The organism is Pedobacter roseus, assembly GCF_014395225.1.
Lineage (GTDB): Bacteria > Bacteroidota > Bacteroidia > Sphingobacteriales > Sphingobacteriaceae > Pedobacter > Pedobacter roseus.
Genome location: NZ_CP060723.1, coordinates 3542386 through 3563906 on the forward strand (window position 1 = coordinate 3542386; position 21521 = coordinate 3563906).

Below are 21521 nucleotides of genomic sequence, written 5' to 3' on the forward strand. Positions count from 1 at the left end.
CTTATTTAGAATGACACATTTACACCGGCACCAATAATTCTGGTTTGCGGATAATAGGCACCGTTAACATAATAGCCATTGTTATCAGATGGCACATAATTTAGCTCCGGATCGTAATTTTTGATTTTGCTGAGTACAAACAGGTTTGATCCGTTTACAAATACCCTTGCACTGCGTACCTTAATTTTCGACAAAAATTCTTTTGGGAGATCGTAACTTAACTGAAGGGTTTTTAACCTTAAGAAAGCGCCATCATTTAACCAGAAATCAGAATCCAGGTTGTTCACCGTACTGTTCCTGTCGAATGCGGCAGGCAGATTATTATCAGGCGTTTGAGGTGTCCACCGACCTTCATATTGCCAAAGTGCCGGCGTGGTTTCTGAATTGTTTCCTTGCGGACGGATAATATGTTTTACACCGCTTACGCCATAAAACAAGGCTTCTACACCAAAACCTTTATACCTTAACCCCAGGTTAATACCAAAATTGTTTCTTGGAATCTGGCTGTCAAAAAAGCGTTCCCTATCGTTACTGGTAATTTTGCCATCATTGTTGATATCAACATATTTAATGTCGCCAGGTTTGCTACCTGTTAATGGCGTTACTTTTCCGCCGTTGGCGTTAGTATAGTTATTTATCTCCGCCTGATTATTATAAATACCATCGGTTTTATAAATTAAAAAAGAACGGATTGGATAGCCGGTTTGACGCTGATAATCGATTGTTAACGGCGATTCATCCATAAAAACAATTTCGTTGTTGGTATGGGTAAAATTACCCCCAACGGTATAACTGAAATCGGTACCGATTTTACCATTGTAGTTCAACTCCAGTTCGAAACCATTGCTATTGGCGATCCCGATATTTTCGGGCGGGAGTTTACCTCCTAAACCGGTATAGCTTGGAATGGAGGCATTTCTCTGGGTTAAAATATCGTATCGGTGTCTCCAGAAATAATCACCGTTAAAGGTTAATGCATTGTTAAAAAAGCCGAGTTCCAGGCCAATGTCCATACTTTTAACCTTCTCCCAGGTAAAGTTTGGATTTGGTGATACGTTGGTGGCTAAGCCCAGGGCGGGTACATCCGGATTGCCAAAATAGTAGGCATTCTGATTAATTTTATAAGTACTTAAATAAAGATATGGGCTAATCGCGTCATCACCCAAAATGCCCCACGAGCCCCTTAGTTTCGCAAAACTTACAAAAGGTAAAGCTTTGCCAAAGAAATTTTCCTTGCTCATTACCCATCCGGCAGAAATACCCGGGAAGAAACCAAATTTATTACCCGGACCAAAATTGAACGATCCATTATAACGGCCACTAAATTCGAACAAATATTTTTCTTTGTAGCTGTAATTTACCCTGCCAAAAACACTTCTTCTGCCATTTTGATCGCCTGAACCTCCATTCGATAAAAAGGTTGGATCAGGGTTGGCTAATCCTAAAAAAGGCAGCTGATCGCTTAACAGGCTTCTTGAGCCTGTGGTGGTCTGCGCAGTTAAATAATCCGTTTCTTCATAGCCAAAAATAGAACTCACATTATGATCGCTGGCAAATACTCTATCATAGCCAAGTTTAATGTTATAGGTATTTCTTCTGGTACGGCCCCAGGTTTCGTTTAATCCGATTAAATTTCCATTGGTAGATTCTTTTTTGTTGATGTATTCTCCGGTAGTTTTGTTATAATCATAATTATCATACGGGCGCGAAAGACGTTTATATTGCCAGAAAGTATTGTCTAAACCTGCATAGGCATTTAAATAAAGACCTTTGGTTACCCATGGCATTTTCAAGTCGATTGTTCCCGTTGCCTGTGCATAATAAGATAACTGACGATCGTAACCGGGTTGATCTGTAACCCTCAGCAATGGATTGCTGCCAGTTGTTGTGCCTGTACCATATAAACCGTTGGGATACTTTGCTGCAACAGTTGGATATTGGGCCAAAATTGCCATAAATACCCCACCGTTTAAGTTTGCATTATCAAGAGGTGCATATTTATCTTCATTACGTCCTGATAAATCGAGTGAAACCTTTAAATCCTTTGTAATATTGGCATCAATATTAGCCCTTAAGTTTTTTTGGTTATAATTAAACGGCGATTCGTTATACAAATACTTTTGATACAGGTATTGCCCCGAGATATAATACTTTACATTATCGGTACCTCCAGAAACATTTAAGTCGTGCTGTGTCATCGGAGCCGTTTTAGCAATTACCGCATCATACCAGTTGGTGTTAGGATGCCCTAATGGATCAGTTCCGTTTTCGAACAGTGTAATATCCTCATCAGTATATCTTGGAGCACCATTTCTGCGCGCCAGAAGTTCATTATAGTACCTCGCAAACTGACCTGCATCAACCAGTTTGGTAACTCGGGTTGGCGATTGAAGCGAAACACTACCATTGTAAGAAACTGTTGGTTTGCCGGTTTTACCACGTTTAGTGGTAATCAACATCACCCCATTGGCTGCACGAACCCCATAAATAGCTGCTGACGCATCTTTTAATACCGAAACCGATTCGATATCTTCCGGATTGATCCGGCTAAAACTCCTGTCAGGAACACCATCAACCACTATTAATGGTCCGGCATTGGGATTTGAAAAACTGGTTGCCCCTCTGATAGATAGTGCAGAACCATCATTACCAGGCTCGCCAGAACGGTTTGTGGCAATTAAACCCGGCGTTCTGCCTGTTAGGTTATTGGAAAGATTCCCATTAGGACTTTGTTTGATTACATCACCCTTAACCTGTACCACAGCACCAGTTAGGGTAGCCTTTTTCTGCGTACCGTAACCAACCACTACTACATCGTTTAAATTATTATTTTCTTCTAATAGGGTAATTGATATGGTTTGTTTGCCATTTAAGGCTATTTCCTGCGGTGCAAAACCAATATAACGAATGCTTAAAATTTCATTCCCCTTTAACCCGCTTAAAGTAAAATTTCCATTTCCATCAGTTGTAGTTCCTTTCTGAGTGCCCTTAACCAGCACACTAACCCCGGGTAAACCTGCTTTCTTGGCATCGGTTATCCTGCCTTTAACCGTGCTATCGGCTTTTATCAAATTGCTGCCGAAATTTTTGCCTGCCTGATGCGCCCCTGCAAGTAACGGCGCAGTGAAACATAAGAGTACCAATAGCACTTTTATGCTCAAAAACTTTGGGATAAGAAACTTCCCATCCGATTTTTTTTTCAAATTCATAGATTGTTCTGTAATGTTGGTTTATTCACCTTTTTAATGATGATCGGGTAAAATTAGAGGGTGCAATACAAAACAAACTATGTTGAACGAACCAAACTCAGCACAAAACAACGTACCGCTAACTATTTTTAAATCAAAACTTTACAAAATAAAAAAAGGAAATTATGGACAACCTAATTGCGGTAGCAGCTTCAAATATTTTAAAGCAATAGATGAAATGCAGGGCTAAAGATGCCACACATTGAAGTTTAACTTAGTACCTTAAAGATTTATGTTAATTGTGAAAAATGCATAAATGGTTAATAACTCATTTGTTTTAAACAATGCCAGTTTGAAATTTAAAATGGTACATACCATAAAAAAAATCAACATATCTACTTATATACAAGCAATTTAGCCATACAAAAATTTACGCTGATTTTTGTATGGGCGCATCCTGTTAAGGATAAAATCTTATGATTAATTTTATCAAAATCAACAACTTAATAAACCCAATAAATGACCAAAAAACATTTTATATTTTCTCTCCTCTTCATGGCTGTGAGATTATGCAGCTTTGCACAACAAACTATAGAAATTGCCACCAAAAACAACGTACTTATTTTAGAAACGGATAAAGATAATACGTTACTATCAAGCTATATTGGCAAAAAGCTTGATAACACAGCTGAATATCCTGGCATCCAGGCATTAGATAAGTACAAACCGGGTTCTGATGATCTTTTGAATAAACGGGAAGCTTATATCGCATCAGGATCGTTAAACCTGATGGAACCTGCATTAACAGTAAGCCATGCCGATGGCAATAAATCAACGGTACTTACATTTTCTGAGGTAAAAACCGAACAGCTCGATCAGAACAGGAAATTAACCAGCATTGTACTAAAAGATCAGAAATATAAATTTCAGGTGACATTAAAATACCTGGCTTATTTTAACGAAAACGTAATCGAACAATGGGCAGAAATTGAGCATCACGAAAAAGGAAACGTTGTGCTGAAGAAATATGCTTCGGCAAACCTTACCCTGAGCGGACGTAAATTCTTTCTGAAAAACCAATATAGCGGTGCCACACGCGAAATGCGATCAGAAGAACAACAGTTGCTCCATGGCATCAAAACCATCGATTCGAAACTGGGTACCCGCACAAACCTGCTTCACTCCTCTTCTTTTATGGTTTCAATTGATCAGCCGGCCACCGAAGATATAGGCGAAGTAATTGCCGGCTCACTGGCCTGGACAGGGAATTTTAAACTCGATTTTGAAACTTTTGACGAGTATTATTTAAGGGTTACTGCAGGTATCAACAACTTTTCGTCGGATTATACCTTAAAAACAGGTGAAAATTTTATCACTCCGCGTTTTGTATATACCTATTCATCAGAGGGAAAAGGTGTGGCGAGCAGAAATCTGCAAAACTGGGCCCGAAACTACCAGTTACTGGATGGAAAAGGTGAAAGATCGACCATTTTAAACAACTGGGAAACCACTTATTTCGATTTTAATGATGAGAAACTGAATGAACTGACAAAAGACACTAAAAAATTAGGTGTTGACGTTTTTTTATTGGATGATGGCTGGTTTGGCAATAAATACCCGCGTAACGGTTCAACTTCGGGTTTGGGCGATTGGCAATATAACAGGCAAAAACTGAAAAACGGCATCAGCACTTTGGGCAAGGAAGCCACCGCTAATGGTGTAAAATTCGGGATCTGGATAGAGCCGGAAATGGTTAACCCAAAAAGTGAACTTTACGAAAATCATCCCGACTGGATCATCAGGCAGCCCGAAAGAAAAGAATATTACATGCGGAACCAACTGGTGCTTGATTTAACCAACCCGAAGGTTCAGGATTTTATTTATAAAACCGTTGATGATATTTTTAAGGAGGTGCCGGAACTTGCCTTTATTAAGTGGGACTGCAATTCACTGATCTACAATGCCAACTCGCCTACCTTAAAAAACCAGGATCATTTTTACATCGAATACATCAGGGGATTGAACAGTGTGCTGGAAAGGATCAGAAAAAAATATCCTAAAACACCAATGATGCTCTGCGCAGGAGGAGGCTCGAGGGTTGATTATGCCGCACTTAAATACTTTACTGAATTTTGGCCCAGCGATAATACCAATCCTTACGACCGTATCTTTATCCAGTGGGAATATTCTTATTATTTCCCTTCGATTGCCGTTGATAACCACATTACCGACATGGGCAAGCAGCCCATTAAATTTAAAACAGATGTGGCCATGATGGGCAAACTTGGTTATGATGTACGCGTAAATGAACTGAGTAAAAACGACCTGCTTTTTAGTCAGAATGCGGTTAAAACCTACAACAACTTCAAAGATATTGTATGGCATGGCCAGCAGTACCGTTTGCAGGATCCTTACGAAAACAAAATTGCCTCCATTGCTTATGTAAACGATGCTAAAGACCAGGCAATTGTTTTTAATTATTACGTAGCTACGCTTTTTACCAATGGGGTGATTCTACCAATCAAACTGAAAGGTCTTGATCCGGCTAAAAAATACAAAATAGAAGAAATTAACCTATATCCAGGCACCAAATCGCCTATTGACAGCGCTAAAGTGTATTCAGGTGATTTTTTAATGAAAGTTGGTTTTAATCCCGAAGTTAACGCTTACAGAACAAGCGTCGTGTTAAAAGTACAGGCGTTATAAATGAATAAATAATTAATGATTAAGGGTGACTTCTCGTCTCCCTTTTTTGCTTTATAATAACTATGAAAAAATATATCTTAAGCATTGCAGGCATCATTTTTACCGGTGTTGTTGTTTTATCCTTTACGAATAAAAAAGATCAGCCTCCTAAGCGTCCTAACATACTTTTTGCCATTATGGATGATGTTACCTATCAGCACGTAGGGGCTTATGGTTGCAAGTGGGTAAAAACACCAAATTTCGACCGGATTGCCAAAGATGGACTACTATTTAAAAATGCTTATACGCCAAATGCAAAATGCGCCCCGTCGCGCTCCTGTATTATTACCGGCCGAAATTCGTGGCAGCTGGAAGAAGCAGGCAACCATTGGTCTTACTTTCCGGCCAAATTTGCATCGTTTGCAGAGGTGCTGGCTCAAAATGGATATGAAGTAGGTTATACCGGAAAAGGAGTAGCACCTGTTGTGGCAAAAAATGCAGATGGCAGCCCACGCGAAGTGCTGGTAAAAGCGTTCAATCAGCTTAAAACAACGCCACCAACAACTCAAATCAGCAATGTAGATTATGCGGCCAATTTTGGTGCATTTTTAAGTAAAACAGGCAGTAAACCCTTCTTTTTTTGGTATGGAGGTTTAGAACCGCACCGCGGATATGAATTTAACTCGGGCATTAGTAAAGGAGGAAAAAATCTTACCGACATTCCGAATGCAGAAATTTACCCCTTTTTGCCAAAAACGGATTCGGTACGGACAGATTTACTGGATTATGCTTTTGAAATTGAATATTTCGACAAACAACTGGGCAAAATGTTGAAAATGCTTGAAGATAAAGGTGAACTGCACAACACCCTTATTGTGGTTACTTCTGATAATGGTATGCCTTTTCCGAGGGTTAAGGGGCAGGCTTATGAATACTCCAATCACCTTCCACTTGCAATGATGTGGGCCGATGGAATAGCTCATAAAGGCCGTAAGGTGGAAGATTTTATCAGTTTTATCGATCTTGCTCCTACCTTTTTGGATCTGGCCAAAGTTCCTTCCGGTAAAAATATGATGAAACCCATTACCGGAAAAAGTTTTGCAGATATTTTTAGCGCCGATAAAGAAAAGGTTTCCGCAAAACGGAATTTTGTACTGGTGGGTAAAGAGCGCCATGATGTTGGCCGTCCGAACGATGTGGGTTATCCCATCCGGGCGATCTTTCAGGAAAACTACCTGTTTATAAAAAATTTCGAGCCTGAAAGATGGCCTGCCGGAAACCCCGAAACAGGTTACTTAAATGTAGATGGTGGCCCAACCAAAACGGCTTGTTTAAATACAGTTTATTCGATCAATAATGATTTCAATTACTGGTTATGGTCGTTCGGGAAACGTAATAGCGAAGAATTGTATGATATTAAAAAAGATCCTGCCTGTTTAAATAATCTGATTACGGTTCCTTCGCAAAAAAACAGATCGACCCAACTAAAAAATAAATTATTGACCCTGTTAAAAGAACAGGCAGATCCCCGGGTTTTTGGCAAGGGCAGCCAATTTGACCAATATAAATATGCGGATAAAAAAGGTGTAAATTTTTACGACCGATACTTGAAAAAAGATACTACATTACGCTGGGGATGGGTAAATGATACTGATTTTCAGGATATTTCAAAAATTGAACGTACTAAAAAAGCGAGGAATAAATAGAAAAAAAGGTAGTTTCCGAAACCGGAAACTACCTTGCTAGAGAAAGCGGGTAATTTAGAGATTAATACAATCCCAGTTCAGATAAGGCTGCATACTGCGTTCCATCCCAGGCATTATTGGCAATAACCTTAAAATAGCGGAAGGTTTTAGGTGAACCGAAGCCAAAGTATTGCGTAGCACTGTTATTGGCAGCTTGTTTACTGAAAACACTGGTAAAATTAGTTCCATCACTACTGATTAATAATTCGAAATCTTTAATGGCCCTGCTGGCTCCCGCTCTTTGGGTAAGCGATAATCCGCCGTTTACAGTTTTAGCTGATCCCAGATCGATGGTAAGGTAATGCGGATAGCTTGCCGCATTTGACGACCAGCGTGAGTGCCAGAAGGTTGAGGTTGACCCATCTATTACATTGATTGCTTTACCATCTTCACCGGTTTCCTGCGAACTAAAAGCTGCAACAGACCAGCCTGTTTTTGACAATTCGGTTTTGGTCGAAAAATCGAGCACCGGTATACCATTTTGAAAGGTATAGGCATATACCGTTTCATTGATGATCCCGTTATCGTGTACTAGTTTTACTTTAAGTTCGTAAGGAATGCCATTTGTTTTATTTTCCAGTTCGGCAATCGGCATCACTACCCTAAAACTATCTGTTCCAATTGGCGAAGATGCCCAGGTAATGGCATTATAATCTTTATTCGTACCTGTACCCTCGTTATTTTCGTTTGGATCGTTGTAATAAAGCACTTTGTTTACCGTACCGCTGCTGGTGTACTTTCCAGACACCACAATAGCCCCTAAACCAGCATCGTAATTGGCATAAATCCGTTTTACGGAAGATGTTATTGTGCCATAATAGCTTTTACTATCGTTGTTAAATGCTTCGCAGGCATTAAATATAGCTGCTTCTGCATCTGTCAGGAAACTTGGTCTAACTTCTAAATAATAATTACTCAGCCACATCATCGGCATTTTATAATTGGTGTTGGTACCGTTTGCATAAATATTCTGTGAAACCCACTGCCTGTCGTGCGGCGCATTAAAGGCGTGGCCAAGCTCGTGCATCATCCCGCCAACCCATTTGGCAAAGTTGTTTCGGCCAGTGTTTAACACCCCTTTTAAAGCCATGTTCATATAAGGATTATCGTTAGCAAAGCAGTAACGGCCATAGCCATAAAAAGGCTGTACCCCTTCTAATGGTTGCGGGCCTTCGGTGCTATTGTTATCGTAGCCAAATGCAGGCACTAAAATGAGTACGTGGTTACTGGTTTTTAATCCGGGATGGGAAGCAAAATAGGCATCAATCTCGGTGGTATAGGCCGAACCGTTTGTGCCATAACTTGCTTTCGGGTTGGCAGCCCTGATGAGCACAATTTCTGCATTTCCGGTTGTTCCATCCTGTTTTAAGCCAAAGGTTTTAAAGCCATAACCCGCATTGTTCATGGCCGTGCCATACCAGTTTTGGGCGTATAACATTACATCGCTCAAACGTTTTTTCCAGTTGGGCAGCGTATCCAGGTCGGACGGAATAAAATAAACGATGGCCAGGTTTCTGGTCTGCGTAATAATTGAAGAAGTAGTAGCCGTTTTCTTTGGCCCTGTGGTTTCGCCTCCTTCAGGGGCAATTACCGCTTTTTTACATGATGATGCAAAGAGTAATGCAGCGCATAGTAAAGTTAAAAGGGTTGTGGTTCTTTTCATTGGTAGATTGGTTTTTAGTAACGGTAAACGTTAACCTCGGCTAAATGTGTTGATTTAGTTGTTGGCGAAGCCGCGTTTAACATGGTTATTTTGATGTACCGGTAAAGTGCCGGTGTAGAAAGCTGATAGGACTGGTAACTTTTCACCACTGGATCCATTGTTAGATTTTTGCCCTGCGAAACCCATGTTGTACCGTCTAAACTTGCATCCAAATCAAATTTAGTAAAGCCATTACTGTTGTTTTGCCTTGGGGCTAAATCTATACGGGTAACGTAAATGGCTGTTTTCATATCTACATTTATCCAATGTGGAAATGGAGGCTCAGCAAGGCTCCATGAGGAGTGCCAGTAAGTATTTACATCACCATCAATGGCTGCTGCAGTTCTTCCGTTTACGGCCCCTTCTCCGGTAAGTTCTTCCGTATCTGCCGTGGCGCTCCATCCTGTTTTTGAGGCAAGAACGGCGGTTAACTTTGGTGCCACAATAAAGGCAGTTTTAACCGTTGGATTAATCAGATAACCTGAAGCATTTTTTACACTGATGGGCAAGAGATAATCTTTTGTCGGATCAAACTTTTTGGAAAAATATTTAAGGCTGATAAAATCTGATGAAACCCCACCCTGTGGTATAGTTACATTCAGTTTATCGATTGAGTATGAATCGGCAGGAAACCGCTCGTAAAGGGCCGAGCCGTTATTTTTCCTGATTACATTTAAACTGTCGAAAGCTTTGTTATCTATTTCAAAAGTAACATTTATCGGGTTTTTAGGTAGCCCTAAGCCACCGAATTGTGCGTTAAACTTAAACGTTCTGGCATCATCGGTATAAGGGAAAATATTTAAATTCTGCAGGCCAACATTTGCCCTGGCCACAAAAATCTGGACCTTATCTTTCGAATCGGTTTCTTCTTCGTAGGAGGTATTTTTTTTGCAACCTGCTGCTACAATCCATGCAGCAGCTATAATACTCAGGTAACTTATATTTTTGATATTCATGATTGTTGTATTGTTAATAACCTGGAAATTGAACCAATTGCTTATTTCTGTCCATTTCATTCTGACCATAAGGAAGGAAGTAAAATTTACGCTGCCAGATGGCCCTGGTAAAGGCAATGGTACGGACATGAAAATTAGGATCGGATAAACTTGTACCTGCATCCATGTTCATTCCATAAAATGCACCACCCTGGTTTGATCCCTGTTGATTTGGAATTTTCCATCTGCGCACATCATAATACCTGTTGCCACCTTCGTAACAGAGTTCAATCCTTCTTTCCAGCCTGATCTGATTGCGTAAATCGCTTTGGCTTATCCCATTAGCCAGTTCAGGCAATCCACCACGGGTTCTGATCAGGTTAAGGTATTTCAGCACATCAGGGTTACCCGGGTCTGATTCGTTCAGTGCCTCAGCATAGTTTAAATACAATTCTGCCAGTCTGATCAACATCGCCGGACGAGCCACGGTAACATAAGGATTCATACTAAATGTTGGGTGGATATTTTTTCTGGCGGTATATCCTGTTTTTGGCCAATCTCTCGGTACACCTGCTTTACCAGAAGTTCCTGTATTAAAAAATTCAACCCTGGCATTATTTGCACCAGTTTTGGCCACTCCCGGATTTACAGCCCCATTGAAGGTAACATCTGCATAAAAACGCGGCTCCCGGTTGGTGTACATGGTATTGGTACCTGCCACATAATATTCGTTTGCTGTTGAGGTATAGGTATTTTCTTTATAAATGGCACTGGTGGTGATGTTATTTCCATCGGCCATTCTAAAATCATCCACAAGGCTCTGCACTACACCAAGGCCATTATAACCTGTTCCCTGGGTAGAACGTGGCGAAGCCGAAGCTTCCCAGGAACCTGATATTGCTGTTGATGTTCTCAACCAGATCCCTTCCGTTTTCCAGCCACTCCAATATAAATCCCTGCACGATAAAAATGCCGCCCTGAAGGGTGTAGTGCTGGTTACCTTGTAAATTCCCTTTCCGTTTGCTTCTGCCAGATCGATGGCAGCTTTTGCTGCATCTGAAGCAGCTTTCCACCTCGTTGCATCGTAACTTTGATTGAACAGTTGTTTGCCATCTAAATTTTTAAAGTCTGATAGCTCTGTATTTCCGTTAAACAAGGGGCTGGCGTGATATAATAATATCTGCGATTTTACCGCTGCCACAATAATCTTGTTTATTCTGCCCGCTTTAGTCACATCCAGATCAGAAGTGCCATTGATATAGTTGTTCAACGGTAGTTTACTTTCGGCTTCGGTCATCTGTGAGAGCACAAAAGCCACACACTCATCCCAGGAGCTTCTCGGAATCTGGAAGTTATCTTCAGGAGTTGATGCTTTTAATGGTGCAATTACCACCGGACCAACCTGTTTCATAAATATCCAATAGTAATAAGCGCGTAAAAACTGTGCTTCGCCTTTATATTGTTTAATTAAATCAGCTCCGTTTGCAAGTGCCTTGATCTCTTCGTTACGGTCGATGTTTTCTAAAAATATGGTACATAACCTGATTTTTTCGTAAAAAGCATTCATTCCCGACGAATTCTGATCGGCATTTAGCGCACCACTGTTTATTGGTGGGTTGGTCCAGTTACTGGCATCCATTTCATCGGCAGTAATAGAAGTAATGTAGTTGTAGGGCATATCCCATGGATCGGGAATGGAAGAATACAATCCGGCCAGCCACCTTTCGGTTTGAGACCTGTTTTGAAATACCCCGTCAACTGTAACCAGGTTATCGGGCACAGCATCAAAGAAACCTTTTTTACAGCCCACAGGCAGTAAAAAAACCAAGCATAATGCCATAAATGCCAGTAATTTTATCTTAATTTTTTTCATGATGATTTATTGAAAATTAACGCGTAAACCTAAATTGTAAGTGGTAATGTTTGGATAGGTTGCCCCTCTTCCATCGCCCAGCTCGGGATCCCAGAATTTCCATGGAGAAAAAGTAAGCAGGTTGGTACCATTGGTAAATACCCTGATTTTTTTGATGGCCGCTTTTTTCATCCATTCTCCCTTAAAGGTATATCCGATTTCAGCACTTTTTAAACGCAGGTAATCTGCCCGCTGGATCCACCAGGTACTGGTGTAATAATTGGTGGTTGCATCTTGATTGGTAGATAAACGTGGGTAAAACGGACGAGGATTTGGATTGGTAGGTGTCCACCTGTCCAATACCTGCGTGTACATGTTACCGTACGAAGCGCCCTGTGTAAAAGGCGTTGTACCGAAACCACTTGCGTAGTTAAAATCAACTAATGCAGCTCCCTGGAAGAACAGTGCAATATCAAATCCTTTATAACCACCACCAAAATTTAAACCGTAAATGATACGCGGTGTAGCACCATAACCTATCGCCGTCTGATCGTTTGAATTGATGATACCATCACCATTTAAATCTTTGTAACGGATATCGCCTACCCTCACATCACCTGATTGAACGGCGGAATTATCGATCTCATCCTGCGATTGGAATAATCCGGTTGCAATGTAACCAAAGCGCTGGCTGATGGGCTGCCCGATCCTGTTCAGGTAATCGTAGCGCCAGGGTGGCAAACCGTCAAAAACCGCTAAATTTTTATTGTAGTTAAAACTTCCCCTAAAACTCACAAAACTATCATCCTTAAAGTTTTTGGTATAATTTAAGGTTAAATCGATGCCCTTGTTTTTGGTACGACCAATGTTATTGTAAGGGATATTGCCTGATGTAAAACCTGAGTTATAAGCAATTACCAGGTTAGGCAACAAAATACCCTCCCGTTTTTCTTTAAACAACTCTACAATTAACTGTAAATCATTATTCAGGAAGTTAAGTTCGATACCCAGGTTGTTGCGGTAAGAACTTTCCCATTTCACATCACCACCAATACGCGATTCGCTATAACCTGTAAAACCTAAAGTAGAACCTGGCTCGCCAAAAGTATAGGAGCCGCTGTTTGCAAGCGTGGTTAAATATAAAAATCTAAAATCAGGATTGCTTACTGCCGCATTACCCGATACGCCATAGCTATATCTCAATTTGAAATAAGACACTACGTTTTTAATCGACTTAAAGAATTTTTCGTTCGATACAATCCAGCCCGCACCAATAGCCGGGAAGAAACCATATCTTCTATCAGGAATAAATGCATCAGAACCTGAATACGAAGCACTAAGCTCGGCAAAATACTTGTCTTTATAACCATAACTTACCCTTCCGTTGATGTTGCGCTGGCGGTATGGAATAGCTGCCTTGTAACCATAGTTTTCTACATTTACAGTGGCATCAGTATAGTTTGATTGGTTAAACAATAAAAGTCCGCCGATATCATGATCGCCAAATTTGCGCGAATAGTTTAAAGAAGTTTCAGTATAAAAACGTTTATCACCATAACGGCTCGTTCCAAAAGTCAAATCGTTTGTTCCCGGTGTAGTAATCTGTGTAATTAAGCTCCCATCAGCATTACGGCCAGTTGCCCAATAAGTTTGCAATGTTCTTCCCCTCGAATAGTTAATGGTATTATTTAAATCGAAGGCAAACATGGTCGAAAAGTTTAAACCTTCTACCAGCATACTCAGATCCTGGGTTACCTTAAGGTTAGAACGCACTGTACCCGTTGAGTTATTGGTAATACCCGATTGGGTTAAAGCCATATAGGGACTAAATAAAGTACCTGCCAGCTGAGGCCATTGCCCGTTAGAGTAGCGTGGCGGAATAACGTGCGGAGCAGATGAAGTTGCCAGGGCAAAAATGGCATCAGTACCGTAGTTAGGCTGGTTCCTTGTACCTATAAATCCATTTATTCCCAAAGCCAGTTTGGTAGTTTTGGTTACATTTACATCAAGATTACTGGTAAAATTAAATCTGTCGTATTTCAGGGCAGAGTTATAACTCTGTACATCATCTGTTTTAAAGAGGCCTGTTTCGCCAAAATAACCGGTAGAGATGTAGTAGGTCGAGTTTTCAGAACCACCACTTATATTTAAGGTAGCACGTTTATTCTGACCGTATTTGTTGAACAATACATCATACCAGTTCACATTCGGACTTAAATCCGGATCAACACCACTCGCGGTTTTATCAATCTGGGCCTGTGTGTACAAAGGTGTTCTGCCGCGCATGGTTAAACCTTCGTTATACAGCTGCATAAAGTTTGGACCATCGATAAAGGTTGGCAGATCAGTAAACTTATTAACGGCCTGGTTAAACTCCGCATTGATCTGTGGCTTTCCCATCTTTCCTTTTTTGGTATTGATGATAATTACCCCGTTAGCACCTCTCGTACCATAAATTGCGGTTGATGCAGCATCTTTTAGAATGGTAAAGTTATCGATATCCTCAGGATCGATGTTATTGATGCTTCGGTCGGGCACACCATCTACCACCAAAAGCGGCGCCTGGGGACTTGATGCGAAGGTACCGATACCACGGATAAAAATCGAGGTTGCGTCAGCACCGGGCGCACCACTTCTGGTATAAGCTACCACCCCAGCCATACGGCCGGCAATGGCTGATGCAAGATCCCGAACCGGAAGTTTCAGTTCTTCAGCCTTAACAGTAACCTGTGCACCTACTAAACTGGTTTTCTTCTGCTTGCCATAAGCTACAATGGCAACTTCCTGCAAACTGCCTTCTTCTGGCTCCAGGGTTATATTCAGGTCTACTTTATTGCGTACGGGTACCGTGTATTTTTTGTAGCCGACAAAAATAAATTCCAGCTGATCAGTCGGTTCAACATCGATGGTGTAAAAGCCCTTTCCGTCGGTTACCACCCCTCTTTTACTTCCAACCACTTTTACCGAAACACCTGGTAATGGCGTGCCGAGCTCATCTTTAACTACACCCGAGACTTTCAGAAATCTCGCGCTTGTATTGTCCAATGAAAAATAAGCCTTTCCCTTAGGTTCAGGACTTATCAAAGGAGAAATTTTTGCAGCGGCATAACTATTTCCATAGCCGGTAAGCAGCATCCCTCCCAATAACAGGTAATTAATTCTCATATAGTTTGTTTGATTTTTGTTTATCTGACCAGAAGAATCTGTTTGGTTAGAAGCGCTGGTTTATTTGGTTACCCCTAAGATAATGTGAAATAAAAACCAGAATAACATCTTGCGCCGTACAAATAAAAGACAAAACATTGTACAGCTAACCCATTAATAATGAGCAGATAACATTAATACAAAAAACAAAATGGATAGCGGGTTTTTCGCTGATAATATGGGATTATAAGCGTAACTGTAAAGCCAAAGATTAAAACACTTCCTTCGTAGATAAATCCTGTAGTTTTGGGGAAACCGCTTTACCGATGCCACTAAACAAAATCTTGATACCCATTACTTTACCTATAGATTTTTTGTAACTGGTAGCAAGCACTTTTTTACCGTTCAGCATTACCGAAGCCTTTTTATTAACCACCCTGATTTCTATATCACCTCCGTTAGTGGGGTCGAAAGCCAATGCGCCCAAAAACTGCTCCGCCCCGACTACCCTGGTCTCAGAGAACTTATATTGCGAAAATGCCACACAGTTGCTTCTGTTAAGTGTTAAAAGATGACGGTGTTTTTCGCCCAAAATAATAACTGTGGTTTCTACACACTGTGTGCCCGGACGGCTCTGTTCCGAAAAAACCCTACAGGTAAAAGAAAAATTATCGCCACTGATATTGGAAGGTTTTATATTACTAAAACCCACTAAAAAAGGTTTATTGGTCGCCAAACCGGCAGAATCCAACTGTTCTTTCGAAACATAAATGTTTTTGGGGTTTAAAGCCTTAAGTCCGGCAATAGGGAATGCCCTCGAAGTATCGTTGCCCGAATTGGCTACCCAACCTTTTGTTTGCATATAAACCGAAATGGTATCGATGGGTTTATCGTGATATAAAAGCGTGGCATATACTACCCCCGGGTTTCTGAAAAACTTGGCAATTTCTTTTTTACCACTGATAGGCGTTTGAAGTGCTTCGTCCATAAAATCGATCTTAAATTCTTCATTACCAATATGCGGTAACTTCGACTTTAATTTAAATACGGCAGTATGTGGTACATTACCAAAAGGATTTTCACAGATCAATTCTGTATCGGAAGCCGGCTGTACCGATTTCAAAATAAAAAAGCCACCGATTAAAACAAGCAATAAAAAAGCAACAATACCTGCGTAAATGTATTTTCTACGGTTCTTTTTTGGCGCTTTGGGCGCAATTTCTTCTTCAGGCTGAGCAATAAGCGGTTCTGGCTTTGCTTCAATGGGCTGTACTGAATTTACCAGCTCAAATTCCTGCCAATCGCGGTAGCCAATAAACTGTGCCAGGGCATCGCGGGTGGCTTTTTGGGGGAAATAGCGTTGTGGCGTTTTCAACTGACCAAACAACCTTTTAAGTGTATTTACACTTAAATATACTTTGGTTTGTTTACCCAACTGACTGCTCAACCTGTTATAATCAGATACACGCCATTCTTCAATCGCTGTAGAGTCCATTTTTTTGGCAATAATCCTACAACAGATATCCAGGGCATCAAAGGCAGATTGATTGCTCTGCATTATGGCATTAGGCTCCATCACTCTTTCGCATTTGTATTGGTTAGGGATTAATAGCAACGCTCGTCTAAAAACACCTTAAAACAGTATTTGTAAACTTTGTTTACAAACATATAAATTACTGTTTAGATAGCCTTACATTAATTTGCTTTTTTTTAACCGTTTATTAAGCAAAGTATAAAGACGGCCTGATCTATTTAAAAACCAAAAACTAGCCGTTATCGTTTTTATCCTCTTCCGGATAATGCAGGTGTATATCCTGTTGTGCAAATGGAATTTCGATATTATTGGCTTTAAAAACCTTATTAATGGCTATAATAAGGTCGCTCCGCGTGGGTAATGCTTCAGCAATATGTTTGGTCCAGAAATAGATCTTTAAATCGATGGCACTGTTTCCAAACTGTTCATATTGGATCACTGGTGCAGGGCTTTTTAAAATACGCTCTTCACTTTCCAATACATCTTTAAGCAGTTGCCTGCATTTTTCCAGATCGGTATGGTAAGCTACGCCTATAACAATCGAAATTCTTTTTCTGTTGCCACCCAGCGACCAGTTGATTAAATGCGAATTAAGCAGATCGCCATTGGGCATGACCACATCGGCCCCATCCCAGGTGGCAATGATGCTGCTTCTAAAGCCGATCGATTTCATGGTACCGCCCTGTCCGTCCACATCAACAATATCGCCAACGTTTACCGGTTTTTCGAAAGCAATGATCAGACCGCTCACCAGGTTATTTACCAATGTTTGCAATCCAAAGCCGATACCAACGCCCAAAGCACTTAAAACTATGGTAAAACGGTCCATCGGGATACCTGCTGCACCTACAGCAAGGAAAAGTCCGAGGCTCAATATCGAAATCCTGACCAGCAGCAGCCAGCTTCCAATACCTTGCTTTTTTGATTTATCGCCATGGCTTTTATCCAAATGCCAATCGGAAGCAAAAAAAGATACAATCTTCGAAATAATCACAGCGATGGCCATGATACCAAAAAACAGCACTAAATTATTGATACTAAAGGTATAATTGCCAATGGTGCGGTCTTCACTAAAAAACTCAATAAGCGGGCGAGACAAATACGCGAATGCAGGGAAATTGCGTCCGAACAAAATTACCCAGCCGATGACCAAAAGCACATAAAACAGCACGGGAGCCCTGCTGCCCACCTTTTCGTAGTTGAGGTAAAACAATTTCCGGTTCGGGCTCGAATATACATTGAATGCGAGCGATAAGCCCTCATTAATCAGCCTAACGGTCCACAGGAAGAGTATGGCAATAACCACATTTAAAAAACCACTGATAAATAACGCTTTTGCAAGGTTATACCTTCCGAACAGATTTGCGACAGTAGCGGCCATTTCCAGTCCCACCATTAAGCCAATTGAATAGGTGATCCACCTCTCCCTGAGTTCATTTTTTGGCCCTAAAATTAAAGCAAGTCCTCCGGCAATACAGCCAATCAAAGAACCACCCAGCATCAACCACCTTTCTATTCTGGATGCCTGCAACACCAGGTTGCCAAAAGCAGCAAAAAAGAAAAACAGCACCATCAGGAGCCAGATCCGCATCCAGTATTTGCTGATGTACTGCTTAAAAATAAAGCTTACACAGATACAGCTAACCGACCATAACATTACATTTAAAATGAACGGTGGCGAGATAAACATAAACTGAAACAGGCTGATGATGATCAGCAGTGCCGAAAGCAGCGGATATTTTAAAACAAGCTGATTTTCAAAACCGGGGCTTAAGAGTGCCCTTTCAACGTAGATATTTTTCAGCGAACGCAGGTAAATAAAACAGGTGATAATCAGCAATAGCAAAATAACCATCCGGCCCTGATTGTTTTCCACATAAAAACTAAGTGTAAGTAAACCTTTCACCATTGAATGTGATAAAATCTCATTAAATGGCCTGTAATAACCTTCACGAGCCCAAATATTTCCAAAATCACGTCGATAGGCATTCTCAGCCATAGCTTTTTGATATGATTCTATTTCTTCCAAACTGCTCTGCAACCTGAAAACGGTTAAATTAACCTGATTAATAAGGGTTTGAATATTCCCGTTTGCTTCTTTAAGTGCGCTATCAATGGGTTTAACCTCATAAGCAATTACCACAATCTTTTTCAGGTAGCGCATCAGGCTAACAGAATCTTTTGGAAATTTGAACAATGAAGGAATGCTGGAAAGTGAATCGAGCTGATAGCGGAAATTGTTTAAGGCGGTTTGGCTGGCATCCAAAGCTGCCTTCCGCTTACTGGCTTTATTTTCGAGTTCGAAAAGGATTTTGGAGGTTGCGGTTAAATTACGGAAGGTTTGTGCCGTTCCGCGGTTAACAAAAACACCGTCGCCGGCAATCTTAAAATCCGCTTCTATTTCCTTCAGTTCCGTTTTTGTTCCTGTAGTATCCAGATTTTTCCGGAGGTAGATTTTTGCTTTTTGCAATACCCGTTTAATCTCATCAAAAATTTTGATCTGTGAAATGGTGGCTTTATCGGCATCAAAATCCGAACGACTTTCTTCCGAAGATTTCTTTGCAAATTGCTGCATCCGGTCTACAAAACTTTTCGGGAGGCTATCAGCAAGAGTATGTTTTACAGTATCTTGTTGCTGGGCACAAAGCTTAATGCTACCGAATGAGAATATGCTGATCAATAAAAAGAAGAGTAATCTTTGGAATGTCATATATTCAATAATACGAAAAAGCTGAGAGAGCGGCAATTAATTTAGTCGGGAGTCTTTAGTCAAATTAAGTCGTCTTGAATTAATCAACGTAAATTTAATAGCTGAGTATTAAGAAAGTTAAGAAAATTAAGGTATTAGCGATCCACTCGCAAAATTGTTATTTTAAACGTAGTGAAGAATTTAATTAAAATTTTTACTGTACCAGGTGTGATGATAAAGCCAGTGGTTCTTTGGTTAGGGCTCCTTCACTGCGTTCAGGATGACAAACTGATTGGGAATCAATTAATGAATTAACATAAACTATGAAGTTTTTTACCATCATTTATCTTTTGTAATTTAGAAGATATGAACATTAGTTATAAATCAGATATTATCCCCGACGCTGAAGAAGTGATTGAATTATTTATTCAGGCGGGACTTAAAAGACCAACTGACCCTGAACGGATTGCATTGATGTTGAAAAATGCAGATTTATTGATTACAGCCTGGCAAAATGATAAACTTGTTGGCATTTGCAGAACCATTACCGATTGGGTTTGGTGTGCTTACCTGGCAGATATTGCGGTATTTACAGGCTTTAAACAATCAGGAATCGGGAAAGAAATGATTAGCCTAACCCGTGAGAGAATTGGGCCGCAGTGCATGCTGCTATTATTATCGGTACCTACCGCTTTTGATTATTATCCAAAAGTGGGTTTTAATAAAGAAGATCGTGCTTTTAGTATCGAGCGGGTTTTATAGTATGGGGTTGAGCGTTTGGAGCCAACAAATGAACTAATGACCAATTAACCGGTTAAGAGTTAGGCGTTTGTATTCAGTTAACCGATTTAAACAATTAACCTATTAACCCTACTAACAACCATAGAACCTACAAGTACTTTTTAACAATGGCGATCTTCCGCAATAAATATGCTGTTATCCAACTTAAGACAAACGACAATAAAAAGACAGTTAAAAATTTAATTGGGATGGGTAAATCAAAGTGCAAAAGCCAAAACTGGATCCAGGTTACAAATACGAAATGGACCAGATAAATTAAATAAGCATGTTTACTTAAAGCATCCCACCAAGAAATACTTTTCTCAAGGAATTTGCTAAAAACACTGATCAACGCAATGCATATTAATGTACAGCACAATACAAATAGCGTATTATTAAACTGTTGTATATTAAGTACCTGATTTAAAAATAAGGTGCCTGTAAAAACAGCTATAGCCAATAAACACCATAAGCGATATTGCTTTACAACTGCTGAATTGTTAGAAAAAATTCCTGCATTAAGACTTAACCTTCCTATAACTGCGCCTACTCCAAAATAAGCAAAATAGAGGATAAGCCGGCTAAGCTGAAAATCGAAAGGGCCAAAACCGGTCCAGCTGTAAGGACCAAAATAGCCAGCCATAGGCAGATAAGCCAGCAATCCAATTAAAAAAAAGATCAGGAATTGTTTAAAGAAATTATTTTTTTCGTTAAAAATTCCAGACAGGAATAAGCCATAGTTTGCAGGAAATAACCTATAAATCAATGCCGCTATAAAATTAAATACAAATAACAACCATAAAAACCAAGGAGGTCCAACTGGCCAGGCTTCGGTTGTAAAAAAATCTTTAACATAAGCAACAACATTGGTACTGTTTTTAGCCAGATAAAACGAGGGGAAATAAGCCAGAAGCATTAATAAAGTACCCGGTAATAGAAAAGGGATCAATAACCTTAAAACCTTATCCTTAATAAACAACCATACTCCTTTTTTATTAATGGTGGTAAAAAAGAAAAGTCCTCCGATTAAAAACATGAGCGGCATAAAAAAAGTGTCGTTAAATCCCACCATATAATCGAGTAAAAACCATCTTTTATTGTCTACAACGGCATGGGTCGACAGGATATAGGCATCTTTATTAAATACCGAAAAGGAGGTATAAGCCAATGCCGAATGATGTACAACCACTAAAACGGTGATGGTAGCGCGTAAATAATCTAACCATATATTTCTTGAAGATTGATTATCCATATTCTATTGGTTAAG

General features: G+C 40.2%; 11 protein-coding genes. 3 read left to right on the forward strand and 8 right to left on the reverse strand.

Annotated elements, in window-relative coordinates:
* Positions 1–5 precede the first annotated feature (5 nt).
* Positions 6–3209, reverse strand: coding sequence for a SusC/RagA family TonB-linked outer membrane protein (locus tag H9L23_RS14695; protein ID WP_187591120.1), 3204 nt, complete (start codon positions 3207–3209; stop codon positions 6–8).
* A 534-nt stretch (positions 3210–3743) separates the two neighbouring features.
* Here H9L23_RS14695 and H9L23_RS14700 point away from each other — a divergent pair.
* Together H9L23_RS14700 and H9L23_RS14705 are read left to right on the forward strand one after the other, a co-directional pair.
* Complete coding sequence (locus H9L23_RS14700) at positions 3744–5894, forward strand: alpha-galactosidase (protein WP_246474698.1); 2151 nt, start codon at positions 3744–3746, stop codon at positions 5892–5894.
* Between the two features lie 62 nt (positions 5895–5956).
* Positions 5957–7579 carry a sulfatase family protein gene (locus H9L23_RS14705; protein WP_187591122.1) on the forward strand — a complete coding sequence of 541 codons (1623 nt, stop codon included), beginning with the start codon at positions 5957–5959 and terminating at the stop codon, positions 7577–7579.
* Between the two features lie 61 nt (positions 7580–7640).
* Here the strand turns inward: H9L23_RS14705 and H9L23_RS14710 are convergent, their stop codons facing one another.
* The 6 genes from H9L23_RS14710 to H9L23_RS14735 all read right to left on the reverse strand — a co-directional run bounded on the left by H9L23_RS14710 (position 7641) and on the right by H9L23_RS14735 (position 19495).
* Complete coding sequence (locus tag H9L23_RS14710; protein ID WP_187591123.1) at positions 7641–9281, reverse strand: discoidin domain-containing protein; 1641 nt, start codon at positions 9279–9281, stop codon at positions 7641–7643.
* Positions 9282–9295: 14 nt separating this feature from the next.
* Complete coding sequence (locus H9L23_RS14715; RefSeq protein ID WP_187591124.1) at positions 9296–10276, reverse strand: BT_3987 domain-containing protein; 981 nt, start codon at positions 10274–10276, stop codon at positions 9296–9298.
* Positions 10277–10289: 13 nt separating this feature from the next.
* Complete coding sequence (locus H9L23_RS14720) at positions 10290–12128, reverse strand: RagB/SusD family nutrient uptake outer membrane protein (RefSeq protein WP_187591125.1); 1839 nt, start codon at positions 12126–12128, stop codon at positions 10290–10292.
* A 6-nt stretch (positions 12129–12134) separates the two neighbouring features.
* On the reverse strand, positions 12135–15272 hold the full coding sequence (locus H9L23_RS14725; protein ID WP_187591126.1) for a SusC/RagA family TonB-linked outer membrane protein: 3138 nt from the start codon (positions 15270–15272) through the stop codon (positions 12135–12137).
* A 250-nt stretch (positions 15273–15522) separates the two neighbouring features.
* The gene (locus tag H9L23_RS14730) at positions 15523–16809 is read right to left on the reverse strand and encodes a hypothetical protein (RefSeq protein ID WP_187591127.1); all 1287 of its coding nucleotides are present in this window, start codon (positions 16807–16809) and stop codon (positions 15523–15525) included.
* A 208-nt stretch (positions 16810–17017) separates the two neighbouring features.
* Positions 17018–19495, reverse strand: coding sequence for a mechanosensitive ion channel domain-containing protein (locus H9L23_RS14735; RefSeq protein WP_187591128.1), 2478 nt, complete (start codon positions 19493–19495; stop codon positions 17018–17020).
* Between the two features lie 345 nt (positions 19496–19840).
* On the opposite strand from H9L23_RS14735, the gene H9L23_RS14740 reads away from it, so the two are divergent.
* Complete coding sequence (locus tag H9L23_RS14740; protein ID WP_187591129.1) at positions 19841–20236, forward strand: GNAT family N-acetyltransferase; 396 nt, start codon at positions 19841–19843, stop codon at positions 20234–20236.
* A gap of 127 nt (positions 20237–20363) precedes the next feature.
* On the opposite strand, the gene H9L23_RS14745 is transcribed toward H9L23_RS14740, so the two are convergent.
* On the reverse strand, positions 20364–21506 hold the full coding sequence (locus H9L23_RS14745; RefSeq protein ID WP_187591130.1) for an acyltransferase family protein: 1143 nt from the start codon (positions 21504–21506) through the stop codon (positions 20364–20366).
* Positions 21507–21521 lie beyond the last annotated feature (15 nt).

What these genes read in the sequence shown, in the direction of transcription:
- H9L23_RS14695 (WP_187591120.1), bottom strand. Translation starts at nt 3,209, where the DNA reads ATGAATTTGAAAAAAAAATCGGATGGGAAGTTTCTTATCCCAAAGTTT.
- H9L23_RS14700 (WP_246474698.1), top strand. Translation starts at nt 3,744, where the DNA reads ATGGCTGTGAGATTATGCAGCTTTGCACAACAAACTATAGAAATTGCC.
- H9L23_RS14705 (WP_187591122.1), top strand. Translation starts at nt 5,957, where the DNA reads ATGAAAAAATATATCTTAAGCATTGCAGGCATCATTTTTACCGGTGTT.
- H9L23_RS14710 (WP_187591123.1), bottom strand. Translation starts at nt 9,281, where the DNA reads ATGAAAAGAACCACAACCCTTTTAACTTTACTATGCGCTGCATTACTC.
- H9L23_RS14715 (WP_187591124.1), bottom strand. Translation starts at nt 10,276, where the DNA reads ATGAATATCAAAAATATAAGTTACCTGAGTATTATAGCTGCTGCATGG.
- H9L23_RS14720 (WP_187591125.1), bottom strand. Translation starts at nt 12,128, where the DNA reads ATGAAAAAAATTAAGATAAAATTACTGGCATTTATGGCATTATGCTTG.
- H9L23_RS14725 (WP_187591126.1), bottom strand. Translation starts at nt 15,272, where the DNA reads ATGAGAATTAATTACCTGTTATTGGGAGGGATGCTGCTTACCGGCTAT.
- H9L23_RS14730 (WP_187591127.1), bottom strand. Translation starts at nt 16,809, where the DNA reads ATGCAGAGCAATCAATCTGCCTTTGATGCCCTGGATATCTGTTGTAGG.
- H9L23_RS14735 (WP_187591128.1), bottom strand. Translation starts at nt 19,495, where the DNA reads ATGACATTCCAAAGATTACTCTTCTTTTTATTGATCAGCATATTCTCA.
- H9L23_RS14740 (WP_187591129.1), top strand. Translation starts at nt 19,841, where the DNA reads ATGAACATTAGTTATAAATCAGATATTATCCCCGACGCTGAAGAAGTG.
- H9L23_RS14745 (WP_187591130.1), bottom strand. Translation starts at nt 21,506, where the DNA reads ATGGATAATCAATCTTCAAGAAATATATGGTTAGATTATTTACGCGCT.